22 protein-coding genes are annotated in these 19,446 nt (G+C 40.7%); 18 read left to right on the top strand and 4 right to left on the bottom strand.

The features are described from left to right. The first annotated feature begins 223 nt into the window (after positions 1 to 223). From J2W55_RS17340 to J2W55_RS17325, 4 genes are all read left to right on the top strand, one after another. The gene (locus J2W55_RS17340) at positions 224 to 502 is read left to right on the top strand and encodes a hypothetical protein (RefSeq protein WP_310098442.1); all 279 of its coding nucleotides are present in this window, start codon (positions 224 to 226) and stop codon (positions 500 to 502) included. Positions 503 to 643: 141 nt separating this feature from the next. Then, positions 644 to 1,921: a TlpA family protein disulfide reductase gene (locus tag J2W55_RS17335; RefSeq protein WP_310098439.1), complete on the top strand. Its 1,278-nt coding sequence runs from the start codon at positions 644 to 646 to the stop codon at positions 1,919 to 1,921. A 32-nt stretch (positions 1,922 to 1,953) separates the two neighbouring features. Then, a complete protein-coding gene (locus J2W55_RS17330) occupies positions 1,954 to 5,025 on the top strand; it encodes a SusC/RagA family TonB-linked outer membrane protein (RefSeq protein WP_310098436.1) in 3,072 nt (1,023 codons plus the stop codon). A 3-nt stretch (positions 5,026 to 5,028) separates the two neighbouring features. Then, a complete protein-coding gene (locus tag J2W55_RS17325; RefSeq protein WP_310098432.1) occupies positions 5,029 to 6,399 on the top strand; it encodes a RagB/SusD family nutrient uptake outer membrane protein in 1,371 nt (456 codons plus the stop codon). A gap of 45 nt (positions 6,400 to 6,444) precedes the next feature. On the opposite strand, the gene J2W55_RS17320 is transcribed toward J2W55_RS17325, so the two are convergent. The 3 genes from J2W55_RS17320 to J2W55_RS17310 all read right to left on the bottom strand — a co-directional run bounded on the left by J2W55_RS17320 (position 6,445) and on the right by J2W55_RS17310 (position 8,028). Next, positions 6,445 to 6,765: a hypothetical protein gene (locus tag J2W55_RS17320; RefSeq protein ID WP_310098429.1), complete on the bottom strand. Its 321-nt coding sequence runs from the start codon at positions 6,763 to 6,765 to the stop codon at positions 6,445 to 6,447. A gap of 132 nt (positions 6,766 to 6,897) precedes the next feature. Beyond that, positions 6,898 to 7,326, bottom strand: a complete 429-nt coding sequence (locus tag J2W55_RS17315) for a MauE/DoxX family redox-associated membrane protein (protein WP_310098426.1) — start codon at positions 7,324 to 7,326, stop codon at positions 6,898 to 6,900. 135 nt (positions 7,327 to 7,461) lie between these two features. Then, positions 7,462 to 8,028, bottom strand: a complete 567-nt coding sequence (locus tag J2W55_RS17310) for a Crp/Fnr family transcriptional regulator (RefSeq protein WP_310098423.1) — start codon at positions 8,026 to 8,028, stop codon at positions 7,462 to 7,464. Between the two features lie 181 nt (positions 8,029 to 8,209). On the opposite strand from J2W55_RS17310, the gene J2W55_RS17305 reads away from it, so the two are divergent. Together J2W55_RS17305 and J2W55_RS17300 are read left to right on the top strand one after the other, a co-directional pair. Next, a complete protein-coding gene (locus tag J2W55_RS17305; protein WP_310098419.1) occupies positions 8,210 to 9,475 on the top strand; it encodes an aminotransferase class I/II-fold pyridoxal phosphate-dependent enzyme in 1,266 nt (421 codons plus the stop codon). Positions 9,476 to 9,550: 75 nt separating this feature from the next. Next, entirely contained in the window at positions 9,551 to 10,729 is a 1,179-nt protein-coding gene (locus tag J2W55_RS17300; RefSeq protein WP_310098416.1) for a hypothetical protein, read from the top strand. On the opposite strand, the gene J2W55_RS17295 is transcribed toward J2W55_RS17300, so the two are convergent. Beyond that, complete coding sequence (locus J2W55_RS17295; RefSeq protein WP_310098413.1) at positions 10,726 to 10,959, bottom strand: hypothetical protein; 234 nt, start codon at positions 10,957 to 10,959, stop codon at positions 10,726 to 10,728. The two genes, J2W55_RS17300 and J2W55_RS17295, sit on opposite strands and share 4 nt — an antisense overlap. Before the next feature lie 293 nt (positions 10,960 to 11,252). Here J2W55_RS17295 and J2W55_RS17290 point away from each other — a divergent pair, with 293 nt between their 5' ends. The 12 genes from J2W55_RS17290 to J2W55_RS17235 all read left to right on the top strand — a co-directional run bounded on the left by J2W55_RS17290 (position 11,253) and on the right by J2W55_RS17235 (position 19,446). Further along, on the top strand, positions 11,253 to 11,537 hold the full coding sequence (locus J2W55_RS17290) for a hypothetical protein (protein ID WP_310098410.1): 285 nt from the start codon (positions 11,253 to 11,255) through the stop codon (positions 11,535 to 11,537). A gap of 211 nt (positions 11,538 to 11,748) precedes the next feature. Continuing rightward, entirely contained in the window at positions 11,749 to 12,018 is a 270-nt protein-coding gene (locus J2W55_RS17285; RefSeq protein WP_310098405.1) for a hypothetical protein, read from the top strand. A 41-nt stretch (positions 12,019 to 12,059) separates the two neighbouring features. Further along, on the top strand, positions 12,060 to 12,998 hold the full coding sequence (locus J2W55_RS17280) for a DUF8464 domain-containing protein (protein WP_310098400.1): 939 nt from the start codon (positions 12,060 to 12,062) through the stop codon (positions 12,996 to 12,998). Between the two features lie 138 nt (positions 12,999 to 13,136). Beyond that, positions 13,137 to 13,532, top strand: a complete 396-nt coding sequence (locus tag J2W55_RS17275; RefSeq protein ID WP_310098396.1) for a plasmid mobilization protein — start codon at positions 13,137 to 13,139, stop codon at positions 13,530 to 13,532. 311 nt (positions 13,533 to 13,843) lie between these two features. Next, positions 13,844 to 14,794 (top strand): relaxase/mobilization nuclease domain-containing protein, encoded by a 951-nt coding sequence (locus J2W55_RS17270; protein WP_310098393.1) that lies wholly within the window; start codon positions 13,844 to 13,846, stop codon positions 14,792 to 14,794. Between the two features lie 11 nt (positions 14,795 to 14,805). Beyond that, positions 14,806 to 15,447: a ParA family protein gene (locus J2W55_RS17265; RefSeq protein WP_310098390.1), complete on the top strand. Its 642-nt coding sequence runs from the start codon at positions 14,806 to 14,808 to the stop codon at positions 15,445 to 15,447. After that, entirely contained in the window at positions 15,431 to 15,745 is a 315-nt protein-coding gene (locus tag J2W55_RS17260) for a hypothetical protein (protein ID WP_310098387.1), read from the top strand. Before J2W55_RS17265 ends, J2W55_RS17260 begins: the two co-directional genes overlap by 17 nt. Then, the gene (locus J2W55_RS17255) at positions 15,742 to 16,023 is read left to right on the top strand and encodes a hypothetical protein (protein ID WP_310098384.1); all 282 of its coding nucleotides are present in this window, start codon (positions 15,742 to 15,744) and stop codon (positions 16,021 to 16,023) included. The genes J2W55_RS17260 and J2W55_RS17255 overlap by 4 nt, the downstream gene beginning before the upstream one ends. Next, positions 16,020 to 16,313 (top strand): DUF4134 family protein, encoded by a 294-nt coding sequence (locus J2W55_RS17250; RefSeq protein WP_310098381.1) that lies wholly within the window; start codon positions 16,020 to 16,022, stop codon positions 16,311 to 16,313. Before J2W55_RS17255 ends, J2W55_RS17250 begins: the two co-directional genes overlap by 4 nt. Positions 16,314 to 16,459: 146 nt before the next feature. Further along, entirely contained in the window at positions 16,460 to 16,765 is a 306-nt protein-coding gene (locus J2W55_RS17245; protein WP_310098378.1) for a DUF4134 domain-containing protein, read from the top strand. A 1-nt stretch (position 16,766) separates the two neighbouring features. After that, on the top strand, positions 16,767 to 17,054 hold the full coding sequence (locus J2W55_RS17240) for a plasmid transfer protein (protein ID WP_310098375.1): 288 nt from the start codon (positions 16,767 to 16,769) through the stop codon (positions 17,052 to 17,054). Further along, a complete protein-coding gene (locus J2W55_RS17235; RefSeq protein WP_310098372.1) occupies positions 17,032 to 19,446 on the top strand; it encodes a TraG family conjugative transposon ATPase in 2,415 nt (804 codons plus the stop codon). The genes J2W55_RS17240 and J2W55_RS17235 overlap by 23 nt, the downstream gene beginning before the upstream one ends.

Here is a 19,446-nt window from a genome sequence, read left to right as displayed (position 1 = left end):
TGAAGCATTCGCTTTGAGTCTTGCTCACGGAAATTACGACATTCTAATTGAGCGCAAGAGGAGAAGCCGGAATGCCCATGCTACAGGCATGGGCTCCCTTCTTATTTGTGCTCATGGGCGTCGTAACCCTCCGTGGACAATAAGTTGGGAACCATGCCTGTAGTACTTTTACAGAAATCAATCTCTCTTGCAGACTCCTGATAATGAATTTAGAATCATTAAAATGGACGCGAAAAATGCACTTCCTGAAATGCCTGAATTTAGTTCACTAACTGAAATTATGGAGCGGTTTAATACCGTTCCCTATGATCAGTTTCAACAGGAATTAAATGACTGGTTCACAAGGAACCTGGCCAAATCCCAGTGCACAAATTCTCTGCAAAATCTTGAAACCTCCGGTATCGGAAACCTCCCAGCTTTAGTATCTGAAATTTACCATCGCGCTGAACTACAATGCGCATTGTCAGAAGCTAAAATCACTACTGGGAATGAAGAAAAGTAAGTTCGTCGTATGGCAACTGGTCATCTGTCCACCTGAATGACCTTAGGATAATGGCAACCCGCTCAGTTAATAGTTAAACACGGGTTGCCATTATCAGTATTCCTTTTCATTCATTTTCTCTAAACTCTTAACTGATTTTTCATGAAAAAAATAACGATTTTAATCGTAATGGCTGTGCTATGCCATTTTTTTACAGCAAAAGCACAATCCACCTCAATAATTAAACTTTACAAAGTTGGGGACACACTCCCTGATCTGACCATAAACAAGGTAGTTAACTTCAAATCTAAAACCATTCATTTGGCCGATTTCAAAGACAGGTTGGTGATACTTGATTTTTGGGATTCGTATTGTGGACCTTGCATCGAACACATGCCCAAGATTTACGCACTCCAGCGTCATTTTGGCGCTAAAATTTTTATGCTTCCAGTTGATCCATATAAGGGCGATACCCCTGAACGCATTCAGGCTTTTTTTAATAAAAGAAAAGCATCTTTTGATCTGCCATCGGTTACGGTCGACACTATACTTAATAAAATGTTCCGGCCTAAATCTTTGGGTGTCTATATCTGGATTCAAAATGGCATTGTCAAAGCTATTACCGAAGCAGAAGATGTGACTGAAAAAAACATCTCATTAATGTTAGATAGTGGTTTAACGGCTGTTGCACACATTGATACCGCTCGGTTTCACGCCGAGAGACCCTTTCCAATAAACGGTTTTAATGGCAGTAAACCTCCTGTTTACATTTACCGAAGCATATTTACACCCTATATAAAAGGGGTGCATGGATCTGGAATGATGCTTGACTCTTCCGATAAAGTATATCGTATTTACCATTACGCTGAAACTCCACAAAATTTATTATTAAGCGCTTTTCCTGAGTTCAGTCGCTTTGTAAGCGGATTTTTAAAAATTAAGGTGGCGAACCTAAACGAGTTCAAAAGTTCCAGGAAACCTGCTGCCGATAGTAATTGGTACAATTATGAAGCTATATTTCCACCCACCACAAAACAGAGAGCGTTTAAATATTTCCAACAAGATCTGGCTAAATATCTTCCCTTCAAAATAGATAGTGTTCGCCTAAATGACAGCGTTTGGGTATTGAAACGTTCTCTAAAACATAGGCCCATAACCAGTGGTCCAAAGGAAAAGGATACGAATCTATTCGATGTTTCGAATAGCCCATTATTCTTTTCAAACATGCCGGTCAAACGCATCCTCTACGATTTTCAGAATTACTATAAAGAGCCCTTTATTGATGAAACAGACTTTAACCAAAATGTGTGGTTGAAGCTCCCTGTAGATCGACGAAATTTTACGGAGATAGCTAAAAGTTTGGAAGACCAAGGCTTCACTTTAATAAAAGAACCGAGAGAATTGGAGTATGCTGTCATCAGCGATAAATCACCACAATAATTAATCATTTCACACATCACAATTCATAAATCATGATCAAATTTTACATACTGCTTTTATTGATGTTGCCTGTATATACATTTGGCCAGGTAATTTCAGGAACAGTTAGCGACACACATGATAAGTTGCTCAGCGGCGTAACAGTAACACTGAAGGGAACCCCTCAAGTCACTTTTACAAATGATAACGGCCAGTTTAAAATCAAGATATCCGGCAGCAATCCGACACTTGTTTTTACTGCCACTAATACCGATACACTTGAATTAAAAGTAGGTACAGAGAAAAAGGAATTAAAAATTATCCTAAATCCACGTTTGACTTCACTTGATGAGGTACATGTGATCGCCTATGGAACAAACACGCAACGTAATAGCGTTGGGTCAATTTCTAAAATTTCATCATCTGACATTCAACAGCAACCTGTAACCAACCCCTTAGCCGCTTTAGAAGGCCGGGTGCCAGGTTTGGTAGTTACCTCTACTAGCGGGATACCTGGCTCATCATTTACGGTTCAGGTGCGTGGTCAAAACACATTGTCTACAGCTGCTGGTCAATTGTCTCCCAAAGACCAGCCATTATTCATTGTGGACGGTGTTCCATTTGCCACTCAAAACGGAAATATCAATCAATTTCAATCAATCGCCTCTCCAGGAACCGGTAATGTTTACAGCAATCCTTATGGTGGAATAAGTCCATTCAATGGCTTAAATCCCAACGATATAGAAAGTATTGAGGTGCTTAAAGATGCTGACGCTACCGCAATATACGGTTCAAGAGGTGGAAACGGTGTTATTCTGATCACCACTAAAAAAGGCAAAATGGGGCGAACTGCACTTGATCTCACTTTTGACAATGGCGTAAGCGTACTGGGCCGCAGTATGTCGATGATGAATACGCAACAATACTTGCAGATGCGGAAAGAGGCTTACGCAATTGACGGAGCAATCCCCAATGATATATTGTATGACCCGAACTATGCTCCTGATTTAACAGTTTTCGATCAGAACCGGTACACGGATTGGAAGAATTACTTTATTGGCAACACCGCACAGCATCTTAATACAAGCGCTTCAATTTCCGGAGGAAACGCAAATACCCAATTCCGCATTGCAAGTGGATTTAACAGGGACAGTTATGTCTATCCGGGTGATTATGGCGATAATCGGTTTAGCTTTTCTACAAATCTCCATCATCTATCGGATAACAAAAAGTTAACATTGGATTTTACGAGCAGTTATTCTTACGACAAAAATAGGAGCTCAGGAAATCCCAGTTTGTTAACTGCATTTACTTTAGAACCTAATTATCCTGATCCCATGGATGCCTTCGGTAAATTGATATGGACCTATAAAGATGTTCCACTTGATGGATCTTTCGCTGCAGATAACCCCTATGCACCATTTAGACAAGTTTACCAAATAAATAACAACACGTTAAACAGTAATTTGCTTATCGGCTATGAAATCGTTCGCGGACTTACCATCAGGAGTAGCTTTGGTTATAGCAACGCACGAAACAATGAATTTTCAGGTTTGCCTTTATCTGCACAAAATCCTGGGTTCAATCCTCAAGCCGCTGCCAGCTTCGGATCTAATGATTTTACTACATGGATCATTGAGCCGCAATTGGAATACAAAAACAATTTTAAAAAGGCTATCTACTCATTTCTGTTAGGTAGCACATTCCAGGAAAATCAGAATAAGTCTACAGACATAGAAGCTTCAGGGTATATAAATGATGATTTGATTGAATCCGTATCCGGTTCGCCAGTGCAAACGGCTTCAGATATTTCACTTCAATATAAATATACGGCTGTTTTTGCAAGATTTAATGTTCGGTGGGATAACAAATACCTCCTTGATATTAATGGGCGGAGAGACGGATCAAGTCGATTTGGGCCAGGAAAACAATTTGGGAACTTCGGATCAGCAGGTGCCGGCTGGGTTTTCAGTGAAGAAAACTTTCTTCGTAACAAATTACCCATGCTTAGTTTTGGAAAATTAAGGGCTAGTTATGGAATCACCGGAAGCGATGCTATCGGGGATTACAATTTTATTTCACGTTTTGCACCATCTCTGTATAATTACTCGGGTACGTTAGGATATCTACCTCAGAATTTGGCAAACAGTCAATTTGGATGGGCAACCACCAAAAAACTTGAATTTGGCTTAGAACTCGGGTTTTTACAGGATAGATTTTTAATAACCACTGCCTGGTATCGTAACAGAACTGGCAATCAACTGATTTCCTATACTTTGCCCACACAAACTGGATTCTCATCCGTGGTAGAGAATTCACCTGCTCAAGTCCAAAATACTGGATGGGAATTTTCCATACAGGCGAAATTGCTCAACAGTAAAAACTTTAAGTGGAATACTGCATTTAACGGAACTATCCCATCTAATAAATTATTAGCATTTCCCGGTCTTTCAAATTCCAGTTATTCAACAATTTACATAATAGGTAAATCGGTAAATGAAATAACCGGTTTTAAAACCGCTGGCGTGAATTCCCAAACAGGCTTATTTCAGTTTTACGATGTCACCGGAAAAATCACGCAAAATCCTGTGGCGCGGAATGGAAGTGGCTTTAATGACTACTACGATCTTGGAAATCTAGATCCCAAATTTTATGGAGGAATGCAGAACAATTTCACCTATAAAAATTTCCAATTGTCTGTTTTTTTAGCTTTCACCAAACAAATGGGGTATAATTATCTGAAATCGCTTTACGCTTCACCGGGGGAAGAGTTTAACCAGCCTGCTGACTTATTAGGCAAATACTGGAAGGTACCCGGAGATAATGCAACCTTTCAACGATTATCTTCTCAATATGGTGATGCCGATGTCGCTCTGGCTAATTATCAAAAATCTAACGGTGTAATTAGTGACGCCTCTTATATCAGGGTGAAAACGGTTTCCCTTTCATATTCATTTCCTACAGCACTTATTAAAAAGATTGGAGTAAAAGCGCTTCGTGCATATGTTAATGCGCAAAACCTTTTTACCATAACTGATTATAAGGGTGGTGACCCGGAAACGCAAAATCTTTATGGAGTCTCACCGCTAAAGACAATAACTGGCGGATTACAATTAAATCTATAAATCATGAAATTTAAAAAAATCATACTATGTGTGGCAGGTCTTGGATTTGCTATATACTTATCATCATGCAAGAAATTTGTAGAGATAAGTCCTCCTAAAAATCAATTAACAGCCGATAAAGTATTTGCTGATAGCACTGATGCCAATAGCGCTATATCAGGAATTTATATTGATATGATTCAGAGTACAAGCTTTTCCATTACTTCAGGAGGCTTAACTTTATACCCGGGATTATCCGCGGACGAACTTTCCCAGTCAGCGAAGGATGCTGATATCAATGCCTTATATATAAATCGGATTAACATAGAGAATAGATATAATGCTGTTTTATGGGCAACTGCATATAAATACATTTATGATGCAAATACATGTATTGAGGGAATTAGCAAAAGTACTGGTATAAGCCAAAGTGTAAAGAACTTATTCACTGCTGAGGCTAAGCAAATTCGTGCCTTTATGTATTTCAATTTGGTGAATCTGTATGGGCCTGTACCTTTAGTAAGGACGACTGACTACCACGTAAACGATCTGCTTCCAAGATCACCAGTTGATAGCATTTATGCTCAAATATTGGCTGACGCCACTTTTGCACAAAGTAATTTGCCTAAAAATAATCGAAGTGAAAGGGCAAATTATTACGCTGCAACGGCTTTACTCGCTAAGGTCCAGTTGTACCGAAAAAACTATAATGCAGCCGAAACGGAAGCAAGCAAGGTAATAAACTCGGGACTTTTCAGACTGGAAGACGATTTAAATAATGTCTTTTTAGCAGGTAGTTCGGAAGCGATATGGAAAATCATACCCGTATATCCTAATGTAGAAACACCGGAAGGTTTCAACTTTGTGCCTTCAAGTAAAACTGTTTCGCCCAAATATATTCTTAATAATGATTTGATCAATTCGTTTGAAACTGGTGACGCAAGAAAATCAAAATGGACAGCTACCAACGTTGTTGCCGGGACATCATACCCATATCCCTTTAAGTACAAAAAAGCCAGGACAACTGGTGACCCTTCAGAAAACTATATAATTTTCAGACTCGCTGAACAGTATCTCATTCGTGCAGAAGCGAGAGCCACGCAAAACAATGTGAATGGTGCTCAAGCTGACTTAAACATTATACGTAATCGTGCGGGGTTAAACAATACTACTGCAAACGACTTGGCTACATTGCTTACAGCTATTGAAAAGGAAAGACGTTCAGAGTTCTTCTGCGAGTGGGGTAACCGATGGTTTGACTTGAAGAGGTGGCGTCGAGCGGACATTATACTCCCTCTGACAAAACCAAACTGGTTGCCTACATCGGTTTTGTACCCGATTCCTCAAAAGGAAATTTTACGAAATCCGACATTGATACAAAATCCTGGATATTAATAAAAGAGCCGCAATTGCGGCTCTTTTATTTTAAAGTTGTGGATTTCAATTTTGCAACTCTGGCTGTTGTGCAGGCACCTGGTGATCATCCTTTAATTGGTTGGAACTGTTTACCTGCGTTGAGGTAAAGCCAGAAACACATTGGTTTGTTGATCCGTCACAATCCGGCTCGGATGGCGCGGTAGTTCCGGTTCCCAAATACATGGCATCGGCTGCAGGGACTTGCGCATTTTGTGCAATACCTGGTGCAATTTTAAACCACTTGTAAGTGGTAAATTTGTTTGATGCTTTTGAAGTAGGAACGGTAAAGGCACTCACGCCTAATGCAATTGCAATTGCTGCAAATCCAAAAAATTTATTTTTCATGATATGGGATGTTTTTATAATCAAAAAACAACAAAAACTTTAATTGATAATTATTAATTGAACAGGTATATCGGCACCATTTCCGTGTATATTTTACTTCACATGAAGATTATACAATTGATCGATTGAAATTTATCTGCCAATGAACCTCCTTTCTTTAATTTCAAAGTATAATCCACAAGTGCTTAGGAATAGAAAGAAAAGGTTAAATACAAAGTGTAATGGCCACTTCATATGCCTGATCACTCCGCCGCAGGAACATGGTATTTTGCCAAAAGTTCCGGTCATGGCTAAACCAACGTAACCAGTAAAAATTAACATCATTATAACCGAAGCATAAAGACCTATTAACCTTGTTTTTCTGAATATCAATGCGCTAACTACAATTATTTCGGACGCTGGCAAAAAGAACACCATAACTGAAGTTGACCATTTTGGCAACGGCTGCAAACTCATTTGGAGCTTGTAGGATGGAAAATCAAAAAGCTTACTAAAAGCCGCATAAGCAAACATCAGTATAAGTAGTGCTGCAATCAGATCAGGTAAATCAGATCGTTTCATCGTTGGTAAATTGTACGATAAAGCTCGGTACTCCTAAAAGTTTTGACGATGATATCGGATACAATTTGGCAGCTCGGTTGCTACAATTTTTTGGGAGTTTTTGACTTTTTTTAGTGACAATCGTCACATATGATCTTATTGTTTTCCCATTAAGCGGGCTAGAGTTTCCCTTGACATATTCAGATAAGACGCAATAAATTTACCACGGCTTTTTTGAAAAATAACGTGGCTATGTTCTAATAGGCGTTTATACCGGTCATTCGCTGGAAGCGTTAATATGTTTTGCCTTTCGTATTCGTCTTTGCGGTTTTTCAGAAGGGCATTCTTGATTAATGCCGATGTCTCCGGAAATTTTTTCAGAAGGTCAGATAGATCGCTGTAACTAAGCGCTATCGCATGTGAGATTTCCATAAACTCTGTATAATAAAATGATGGTACCTTATAATATCCCTCATAGGAAAAAATCAGCTCTCCCGTAGTCCAGAATCTAACCGTATGCTCGGTACCCTTGCGATCATAATAATAGCTCCTTGCAAAGCCGCTTTCTACCAGGTAAAGATTTGTCTCCACTTGTCCGGCCGCATGAATGATTTGTTTATTCTTATAAGTTTCTATATGCAGTTGCTTTTCTAACGAAAGTTTGAATTCGTCGGAGAAATGACCAGCATTATCAAGTACTTGAGTTACCGTGTTATTTAACATGACTGTCGCTGTTAATACTTCACAAAACACCTGTGAAAGCCTTCTGATAACCAAAATTAAGGGGCAAAAATTCTAAAGTTGGGACATGCCCAAGAAATGTTAACTCATTGTTAAAGAATTAATTTCATGTCCCATTTTTTGAAAAAATGGACACCTATTTTTATCGCCTAACCTGATGACTATGAAAATAAATTTCCAAAATGCGAGCTTTAAGGACTTTGAAAATATTCCTGGCCAAGACCTTTACACTACTGTGAAGGAGTTTCATGATTACCTTGAATTCCTAAGAAACAATGGCCATCTCAATTATCGAATCGAATCCATATCACCGGTTGGCCCGGAAATGGATTTATTGTTACCTGGAGAAAGCGAAACTACCAGGTCCGTCTGTCTCGTTTCTAATGATTACTTAGGCTATAGTCAACACCCGAAAATTAAAGCCGCGGTAATCGATGGTATCAGCAGATTTGGTACAGGATCAGGAGCATCACCTGCAATTGGGGGGCATTTCATTTATCACCAAATGCTTGAAGAAAAAATCGCAGCTTTTTATCGAAAAAAAGAAGCCATTCTCTACACAACCGGCTATACAGCCAATAGCGCAACCTTACAATGTTTAATGCACAAAGAAGATCTGATCATATTAGATATGGCTGTACACGCCAGTGTGTATGAAGGTGCACTTAACACAAACGTCAAAACATTCCTGCATAACAATCTTGAAATGTTGGAGCAAGTATTAAAAAATGCACAGGACAAGTATCGTAACCGGATGGTGGTCATTGACGGGGTATATAGCCAGGACGGCGATCTGGCACCGATTGATGCTATTGCCGATTTAACTAATAAATATGGCGGTTATTTGGTTGTTGATGATGCACATGGCATCGGCGTGATCGGAAAAACCGGACGTGGTGTGATCGAACTGGATAATGCATTCGATAAGGTCGATATCATTACCGGTACATTTAGTAAGGCACTGGGCAATATAGGCGGTTATGTACTCGGTGAACCTAACCTGATTGAATACCTAAAATATCAATCTAAACAACATTTGTTTTCGACAACCGCCACGCCAGCCATTTTTGGAATTTTAAAAGCTATAGATTTGGTGGACGAGGAACCCGAATGGCGCTCCAAACTATGGGCGAATATTAACTATTTAAAAAATGGTTTAATCTCCGCCGGATTTGATGTAGGAACCACAGCGTCCGCAGTGATCCCGGTCAAAATTGGAGATATCCCTAAAACTCTCGAAGCAGGCCGCCTGCTACTAAAAACCGGTGTTTATACCAATCCAATCATGTACCCTGCTGTATCGAAAAAGAATGCGAGAATCAGGATGAATGTAATGGCGACGCATACTTTTGAACAGCTTGGCAGGGTACTCGAAGCATTTAAGCAAATAGATGGAATTTTAAAAATATCAAATAATTATAACTCGTGATCCTAAATAGCAATCATTTCAACCTTAAAATCATCAATCCTTCCAAATACCTTATGGAACAACGATACATCCTATATGAAAAACGTCTCCGTTCAACTTCAACAATTCGTAAAAGAATCGCTGCATCCGAACACAATTGCCGGACAATCTTTGACTGACGGCGAGTTCGATAAGTGGAAAAACTTTATAATCTCCGCTATTAAAGAGTTATCAAATAAAACTCTTAAATCGGCTTTTGCATCAAATGAACGAAAAACCGATACGGCGGAGCTCATGATTTTTGTCACTGATCTTAGCGATACCATAAGCGAATACCTAACCCGTCATACAAAAGTGTGGCAAAAAAACCCGATGGCTACCCGCATTAGGCAAAGCTATTTGTCAACATGCGGGTTGTTTGAAGAATTCCTGGATCAATTGGCAAAAAGGTTTCCTAAAATTGCTGCTCAAACGCCTTATAGTCATTATGCTGTTTTTCGGATTAAACAGGAATTGAGATTGTTAACGGCAACCGCGTCCCTGCACCTGCAACGGCAGGAGATTGATTCAAATATCATTGCCATGCTCACCAAAGGGTTCAACCACCTCATCAATCAAAGGGTTTTAAAAAGAGCTGATGACGTTTATGTTCGTAAACTAGTTGAATTAATGATGAAAAAACAATTTTCCAACTCTGAACAGGCAATTGATTTTCTGATTATCCACGATTTTAATTTACCAGATTTTTTCCTTTTTTGCCTGGAACTATGGGGTGATCGGATATCTGATCAGGATGGACTGCTTGAACAAAAGGAAAAATTGCTGGACTTAAAAAGCCATCTTTTTGATTTATCAGTCACATCCGGATTAAAAAGCCCCTGGGAAAAACATAGGATCTATAATGAACTGAATAAATTTCTTTCCGAAAAGTATTTCTTGGTCAAAGAGCGGTTGAAAATTAGTTTTCAATCAATAAGTGACGAGCATTACCAGCCTCGCGGAAAACGTATGTTGGTCAATCTTTCCGTGGCGCAATTAGGGCTTTTTCTGCGCTTACTCGTAGAAAAAGGCGTTTTAGCAAAGGAACATATCGGCGAGCTTTTCGCATTCTTTGCCAAGAATTTTTATACACCGAACACCGATTTTATCTCACCGGAAAGCCTTCAAAAAAAATCGAGTGTTGTAGAGCATGCGACAGCACAAAAATTAAAGGCCATATTAATCAGTATGCTCAACTGGTTAAATACAAACTACAATCTCTCCAATTATAATTAAACCTCCAATGTGCGCTTTTGGAATTCATTTAAAAGCCCATGGTTTTTTAGCATGGCCAACATTTCTGCATACCACGTATAGTTGAAATCCCTGTGAGCTTTTAATTTCGCTAGATTGACAGACATTAGATCACCCAGGTTAAACAAACCCAACTTTTCGGCGCGCTCAGTGAACTCACCAGCCATGCCTAGTTTCAGGAATGTGAATTTAAGCTTTGCGTTTTCTAACATTTTAAATTGTTTGCTTTTATCGCCTATACCAAATTTGCAGCTTTTGCGGCAAATTATAAAATGAATGTTTAACAGAATTTGGTGTATTACTATGAGCTTACACTTTTTTGAAGTTGAATTTAACTCGCACTATTCCTTGATCCAGCCTCAATTCAAACTTGTTATTTTATTGATTAACAATAGTCTACGATATTAATTCTTGCATTTTAGAAATCTCTTTTGAAAGGGGGTGAAAGGATTCTTTCACCCCCTTTCACTGTTTTAGGGTGTGCCTAAAACCGTGCTTTGACTTCATGAAAATCGAGGATTTATCTCTGTTAATGCTAAACGCGGTTAATACTGGTGTGGCTAACGCAGTTGCTGAAAGCGGGGCAATTAGCTCTTTAATCAGCAAAGCAGATGCCTACCGTTTATACGGCCGAAGCAATGTCGACCGCTGGTTGACCGAACAGTTGATTTCTCCTTTGACCGTGCCCGGAAAAAGTTCCAAAAAATTTCTTGACAGAACCAAGCTGGACAGCGTAGCCGCTGCCAGCAACAGGCACACCTATCTGCCAGTGGCAGATAGAAAGCTATAAGCGCTTGGCTTATAACGGTCTTTGACGTATAGGGATGAAGCATTATCCTGCCCATAAGCAGGGAATTTTTGCGAAGGTGAGATTGAAAGCATATCAATAACTGAAAGCGCAAAGGCAGGCGAAGGCCCGTATCGTAGGATGCGACGTGAGTAATCCCGAAAATATATACCGGCAGAAATGAATTACCGGGGTCGTTACCCGCTGCCGGTACATGGAAATAAATCCTTTTCAACTAAAGCTAATCACGGAAGCTGCAGCCCAACTAGGCGCACTCTCCGCATTGATCAAAACGGGAAAGGTTAAGCCCTACCTCAATAAAAGCGAAGCTTTCAAGGCGTTTGGACGCGCAACAGTAGAAAATTGGGTCAGAGATGGTCTGATCATCGTCAGAAAAGATGGTGATCATTCCGCTGCTTGGCGAATAGACCGATTTGAAATTGAACTGCTTGCAAAGTCTATCGTCATTTCTAAGCTAACCTGAGCCCAGGCCCTCCCCAGTATTAACCATTTAACTTTTAAAAAATGTCAGTATTACTTACAGCAAAAGAGCTAAAAGATCAGGCTTCCCTTGTCGATTTTTTAGCACGCCTTGGTCATCAGCCTGTTAAAAAATATGGGCGGGAAAAAATGTATATCAGTATTCTGCGAGAAAATGACACTAAACCGTCACTTAGCGTTAATGATGAATTAGGGGTCTGGTTTGATCATGGTACTCGCAAAGGCGGGAATATTGTCGATCTCGGCCTGGCCTTATGGGCGCATTTATCTTTTGGCGAGGTTATTCAAAAGATACAGGATGTTTGCAATATATCCTCAATTGAGAAAAAGCCATTGCGCCCCCGTATATCTGTTAAGGTTCCAAATTACATTGTAGTCGAAACAAAGGAAATCGGGACACATCCTGCCATTACAGAATATCTTAAGAGCCGTCAAGTTTTTGAACAGGCAAAAGATACACTTCATGAAGTATACTACTTTGTGCAGGATCATAAAGGTGAACGAAAACACTTTTATGCCGCGGGTTGGAAAAACGAAAAAGATTCCTGGGAAGTTCGGAACAAATACTTCAAGGGATGCCTTGGACATAAAGCAATAAGTTTTATACAAGGGCATTCAAAAAGAGCTGTGGTATTCGAGGGGTTTATAAATTACCTCAGCTGGAAAACGGAAAATGCTATGTCGGATCATAGTGTTATAGTTTTAAATACCATTGCTTTATTGGCTGAAGGAATTGAAAGGGCCAAGTCGTTTTCATCCCTTGATATTTATTTCGACCGTGATCAATCAGGTTTAACGGCTTCCAAAGAATTTATCTCAGCGCTACCGTATGCCAGTGACCGGTCCTTCGCTTTTGAAGGATTTAACGATTATAATGACAAACTGGTTGCCGCCGCTAAAATTCAGGAACCGAAAATTGGCGAAGGTATTGTTCCCCAATCGGGAGTTTTAAATCGCCGCTAGGCCGCTAAATTCGGAATTGGATATCCGGGAAAATCTTTGATTTTCCTACGGCAAGATGTCTTTTTGTCCGACAAAAAGAATCTTGCCCTCCGGGGGGACTTGAAAACTTCGCAACTCGTTTTTTATGGAGGATTAGATATGGCTAAGGGCAGGCCCCAATTGCAGAGCGGAAAGCGAATCAAAAAGATCGATGCGAGATTCACAGAAGATGAATATAATCTTATCCTCTCCCTGGAGCAAACATTGGGCATTAGCAAAACTGAGTTGTTAAGGAGAAAGGTATTAAACAATGCCGGTACAACTATCATTAACGCAAAAGAGCTAATCATAAACCTGGATAACATCTTCGCGGAAATGGGCAGAGTTGGAAATAATATCAACCAGTTAGCAAAACATGCTAATACACTAAAATTACAAGGCGCTATGTCGCCGCTAATAATTGAACAATTCGATTCCCATTTTTTAAAATACCTGCAATTACAACAACAACTCGAAATAAGTTTACGCAAAGTGATCAGGCTCGTCGGAAAATAATAACTCTTTGTTGGTTATACAGATATGGAGATATACTGTTCTACTGCGATTTAGCTATCGGGATAGCCTGTTGCATTGATCTATAGCTATTTAGGTACTGAGTTAAAAAAGTATATAGCTCACCGGATAGCCTGGTATAAGGCTCTATTGATATGCTGGTATATCGTTATATAGCCCATTGGCTATGAAGTTATCCGGCAACAAGGTTACAACGGTCCTTAGCTACTCGGTAACTCCGGTACACGGTTAGGCTGAGATAAGGTTATACAGTAATACAGCGACTCTGCTACACAGTTCCTTAGTTATATTTTATGATCGTCAAAATTCTTTCCTCATCGGCTAAGTTCAGCGGGGTGGTTTACAACACCAATAAAATTGACCGGAATAAAGGCGATCTGATGCGGGTTGCCAATTTCGGTTCATTGGAAAGTCTAAGCCGGTTACGGCCGCAGGATTACATTAATTACCTGCAAATGGTTGCTTCACAAAACACCCGCATAAAAAAACCACAGTTTCATGCCGTTCTTTCCGCAAAAGGCAGAAATTATTCAAGTAAGGAACTCACAGCAATTGCAGTAGCCTGGCTTGATAAAATGGGTTACGGTAAGCAACCCTACCTGATAGTTTATCATAAGGACACCGATAATAACCACGTCCATGTCGTTTCGGTAAGGGTTGATAAGCAAGGCAAAAAAATAAACAGCGCTTACGAAAAGCTTCGCGCTATCGGAAATCTTAAAGAAGTGCTCGGCATTGACAGAGCCTTAACTTATACATTTAGCACCCGAGCGCAGTTTTTCATGATCATGGAAAGCCTCGGCTTGCCTGGTAAAGATGTTGATGAAAAAACAATCAATGACAAGATCAATAACTATGAGCGGCCGGTACAGCGTATCGCCGAATTGCGTGAGGTATTCAGGCTAACAAAGCATCGCCCAGATTTTAAAGAATTTTTGTCCGATTTCTATCAGGTTCAAGTCTTATTTCATTCGGCTGAAGGAAAGCAACCTTATGGTTATTCTATCATTGACCATGACAAGAAAATGGTTTTTAAGGGTAGTGAAGTACTACCGTTAAAAGAACTATTAGCTGAAAATAGGGAATCGCTTTTAGTTATTCCCCAGAAAGCTGAGTTCGAAGATGAAGATAGCGCAATTGCGTCAATGATTCGCCCGGTATGGATAGCAGATGATGTAGATGATCAGCAAATCCATGGTATGCGCCGCAGGCGACAAAAGAAAGCAAGAACCAACACCCGTTAAATTATAAAATCATGACCATAATTATTGGAAACCAAAAAGGAGGCGCGGGTAAAAGCACCATAACCCTCGTGCTCGCCAACTATCTCACATCGGCAAAAAAATGCCCGGTAACAGTGATCGATATGGATTATCAGCAGTCCATTTCTCAGAAATACGAGAAGGCTAAAATACTAGAAAACAAAGAGCTTTATGAAGTTCTTTCAGCCACCCTGGAAACTTTCCCCGTACTGAAAGAGGTGCTTATGAAAAATAGCAAGGATGTTGTGCTTATCGATCTTCCGGGTAAACTTGATGATGATGGCTTGCTCGCTGTTTTTAACGCAGCTGATCTTTTTATCTGCCCGTTCGCTTACGATGAGTTCACATTTGAATCAACGATGCTGTTTACGGTGGTTCTGCGAAAGGTAAATCCCAAGATTAAAATGGTGTTTATTCCTAACAGGATAAAAGCCAACGCCAAATTTGAGATCATGCAGGAGGTTAACACCCAGCTTGCCAAGTTCGGAGTAATCACAGATGTGTTGCCTGACCGGATCGATTTTCAGCGCACAAATACTTTCCAAACTCCAATTTCCTTGTACCCGGTAATCATCCCCGTTTTTGAAAAAATTTATGCTGATCATTTATATGGAAAACATGAAATCGCTGGCTGACCAGCTAAGGCAGGAACTAACCAAGCCCACCGATAAACAAGTCAAAAAACAACGCAAAGCAGAAAAGAAGTTTGAAGCTGCCATATTGGATGCTATCCTCGCATTTGACACCAGCCCTAATAAAAGTATGGTGCACGTCCGGTTTGACGAGAAAACCGTGCGGACGATGAATCAATTTAAGATGGCTACCAGTGTGGATGTTTCCAAATTGGTAGCCTTCGCAGTCAAATATTTGCTTGATTCCCAACCCGAAATAAAAACAATAATTAAACACTTTATTCAAAACAATGATTTATGAACTGGTTTAAATTTATCCTATGGCTTGGCGGATTATACTCCGTCTATTATTTAATTCTGATTGCGTGGGATCACCTGCGAAATCGAGGAATAAATGAAGACAATGACACCAATGAATTGTCCTTTAGCGAACAGGTTAACGCGGTCGCGCTTACACCTGAATTAACAAGCGCCGACATCGCTTCTCCAATATACGCAAGCGGCGGCGTATCCCTTAAAAACATGTTTAATCTTTGCCGTGATGAAGCGGTAGAGTATATTAAACAAGTAAGTTATTGAGAAAAATTTCTCTTATTCTGGCATGTTGCATTGCCGCCTGTACAGTTTCGGCTCAGCCGGGAATTTCAGAAATGCAACAGGCACAACAGGATTTAAAATCTACATTCTTTTCAGCTTTTGATTTATCCCTGATCGTTGCCGGACTCTTTGGCATCATCGGCGGGTTGCGTATTTACAAGAATGTGCAAATGGGTAAGGACAGATTCACTGCGGATGTCGCCGCGTGGTTCTTTGCCGCCCTTTTTATGACGCTTGCGGGGGTGTTTCTCCGTGCCATCTTTGGCATTTAACCGCACTCGTTACCCTTTTTCATCCATTCTCCATTGGGTGTATCGTTCAGGGCGTATATCGTGATCTAAACGCCTGTTAGCATATCCAGCCATTTTCTCCATCTGGCTTTAAAAGATCTCCGCCTCGATTTTTTTTCTCCTTTTTAATGTTTAACAAAACAAAAAAACTATGGGCATCAGCCGTGCTGATCGCCCTGTCCGTGCCTGTATTCGCACAAAGTGGTGTAAATGGTTTAAATACCGCTACTTCAACCCTCAAAACTTATGTCGCACCGGTAACCAACATTACCCTTGTTATCGGCGGCATTGTCGGCATTGTCGGCGCAATCCGCGTGTACTCCAAATGGAACTCCGGTGATCAAGACATCAACAAAGAATTGATGGGTTGGGGCGGCTCGTGCGTCTTCCTCGTCGTTTCCGCATTGGTCATCAAAGCTTTCTTCGGGTTGTAAAATGGCCAGGAAATTCGCTGTTTATAAGGGGCTGCAGAAGCCCCTTATTTTCAAAGGCTTTAAAGGAAAGTTCATCTATTGGGGCCTGGCCTCATTACTTACCGGGCTTGTTGCCGGCGCATTGGTCATGTCCCTGATCAATATGTGGCTCGGGGCATTTGTGCTTATCGGCTGCATAGTCGGCGGTCTTCTCTACACCGCCTCCAGGCAAAAAGGCGGTCTTCACGCCAAAAGCCGAAACACCAACATTTTAATCCTCAATCATTATGTCCGCAAAAAGCTTGTTTAACATCCCGTACGCGGGAATTAATAAGGAAGGCGATTATGATCTGCTCATTGGACTAACTGGAGAATATTCGATCGTTATTGAGATTAATAACCCGGTTACTCGTTATTCAGCCGACCCTTCTGGTTATGAAGAATATCACCACCTGCTGATCAATATCGTCAAAATTCTGGGTGAAGGTCATTTACTTCAAAAGCATGATGTGATTAGCAGGTATGCTTTTCGTGCCAGGGAAGCCGATGAATATTTGCAGCGTCATTACAATGCGCATTTTGAAAACCGGGAATGCCTTCGCGTTTCAACTTACCTGACCATTACTAAACAGGTTAAAAGAGGTGCTTTTTACACTTACGATGCTAAGGGACTTCAGGACTTTATGCAATCAGTAGGAAAAGTACTTGATGTTTTACCATCCGGGAAGATAATGCACGAGGCTGCCATTAACCAGTTGGTCTTGCAAATACTCAGCATGAACTTTAAAAGCGGGTCAATCAGTCTCAATAACATGTCTCCAACAGAAACAGAAATTAATCTTGGAGAACGTGCTGTTCGCTCCATCAGCCTGATAAATATTGATAGCATCGATCTTCCGCCTGAAGTTTCGACGCATATAGAACTCAATGACAAAGAAAGTACGCGTGGATTTCCTGTCGATTTCCTGTCCTTCCTTTTCAAGGTTCCCGGTTGTGATGCCGTGGTTTATAACCAGGTGATCGAGATTCCCAATCAGGTAATGACCTTACGGAAACTGGAGCAAAAAAGGAAGCGGCATGCGGGCATCCCTGACCCCGCTAATCAACTTTGCGTTGAGGATATTGATCTTTTGCTGACCGATGTTGCCAGGGAAAATCAATTACTGGTAAATGCACATTTCAATATTCTAATCTGTGCTGCCAAAGGAGCCTTGCCAAAGGCAGCCAATTTCGTGGAAAGCTCACTATTTCAGTTAGGGATCATCCCCAGCAAAAATGCCTACAACCAATTGGAGCTTTTTCGCACGGCATTGCCTGGAAATGGCGGCGAATTAAAAATCTATGACTGGTTCCTGACTACCTGTGATGCTGCCATGTGCTTCTTTTTTAAGGAATCCCTGCCAAAGGATGAGCCTTCGGATTTTCTGTTGCGCTTTACCGACAGGCAGGGCATCCCGATAGGTATTGATCCGGCTGATTTGCCAATGAGGACTGGCCGCATCAATAACCGTAACAAATTTGTATTAGGCCCCAGCGGTTCAGGAAAAAGCTTCTTTATGAATGCCCTGATCGAGCAATACATGCTTTATAATATGGATGTAGTAATCGTGGATACAGGCCATTCTTACTCTGGATTGTGCGCTTACTATAGGGGTAAATACATCACCTACTCAGATACTTCCCCGATCACCATGAATCCTTTCAAGATGACGGAATTGGAGTATAACATTGAAAAAAAAGATTTCCTGTGTACACTTATTGGCGTTGCCTGGAAAGGTGCTGAAGGCATATTGATGCCAGTTGAGCGAGATGTAATTGCCAATGTCATTTCCGCTTATTACGCGGCAAATTTCCCGGTAAACGGCGAGCTGAAATTTGATACCTTCTATGATTTTGCGCTTCAGAAAATCCCGGAAATCAAGCAGGAAGAAAAGATCGTTTTTGATTTCGACGAGTTTCGCTACGTACTAAAGAAGTTTTATAAAGGCGGTGAATTTGCCACCATGCTCAATAAAGAAACGGACAAAAGCCTCTTTACGGAGCGCTTCATAGTCTATGAAATTGACGCAATTAAGGAGCATAAAATTTTATTTCCACTCGTTACGCTCTCGATAATGGACGTATTCATCCAAAAGATGCGGTACCGTTCTGATCGCAGGAAGGCCCTTATTGTTGAGGAGGCATGGAAGGCGATTGCCAGCCCACTTATGGCTGGATATTTACTTTATCTGTATAAAACCGTTCGCAAGTTTTGGGGTGAAGCCATTGTGGTTACACAGGAACTTGGTGATATCATCGGCAATAGCATAGTGAAAGATAGCATCATCAATAATTCTGATACCATCTGCCTCCTGGATCAAACCAAGTTTCGTGACAACTATAATGAAATAGCCGCATTGCTGGCCATCAGCGAAACTGAGCGCCGGAAGATCTTTACCATTAATCAACTGGACAATGCAGAAAATCGAGGGCGCTTCAAAGAAGTGTATATACGTCGCGGCGCTACCGGTGAGGTATATGGTGTTGAAGTTTCCCTGCATCAATATTTGACCTACACTACAGAAAAGCCTGAAAAATCAGCTGTTGAAAAATACATCGGGAGGTTTGGCAGCTATTCCGAAGGGCTTGACGCATTTGTAGCCGATTTTCAAACAAGCGGCAAATCCCTGCCCGCATTTATTACCCAAGTAAATCAATCTTAA

This window comes from Mucilaginibacter pocheonensis (assembly GCF_031456535.1).
In the GTDB taxonomy this organism is placed as follows: domain Bacteria; phylum Bacteroidota; class Bacteroidia; order Sphingobacteriales; family Sphingobacteriaceae; genus Mucilaginibacter; species Mucilaginibacter pocheonensis.
This window is presented reverse-complemented; position numbering and strand designations above follow the sequence as displayed.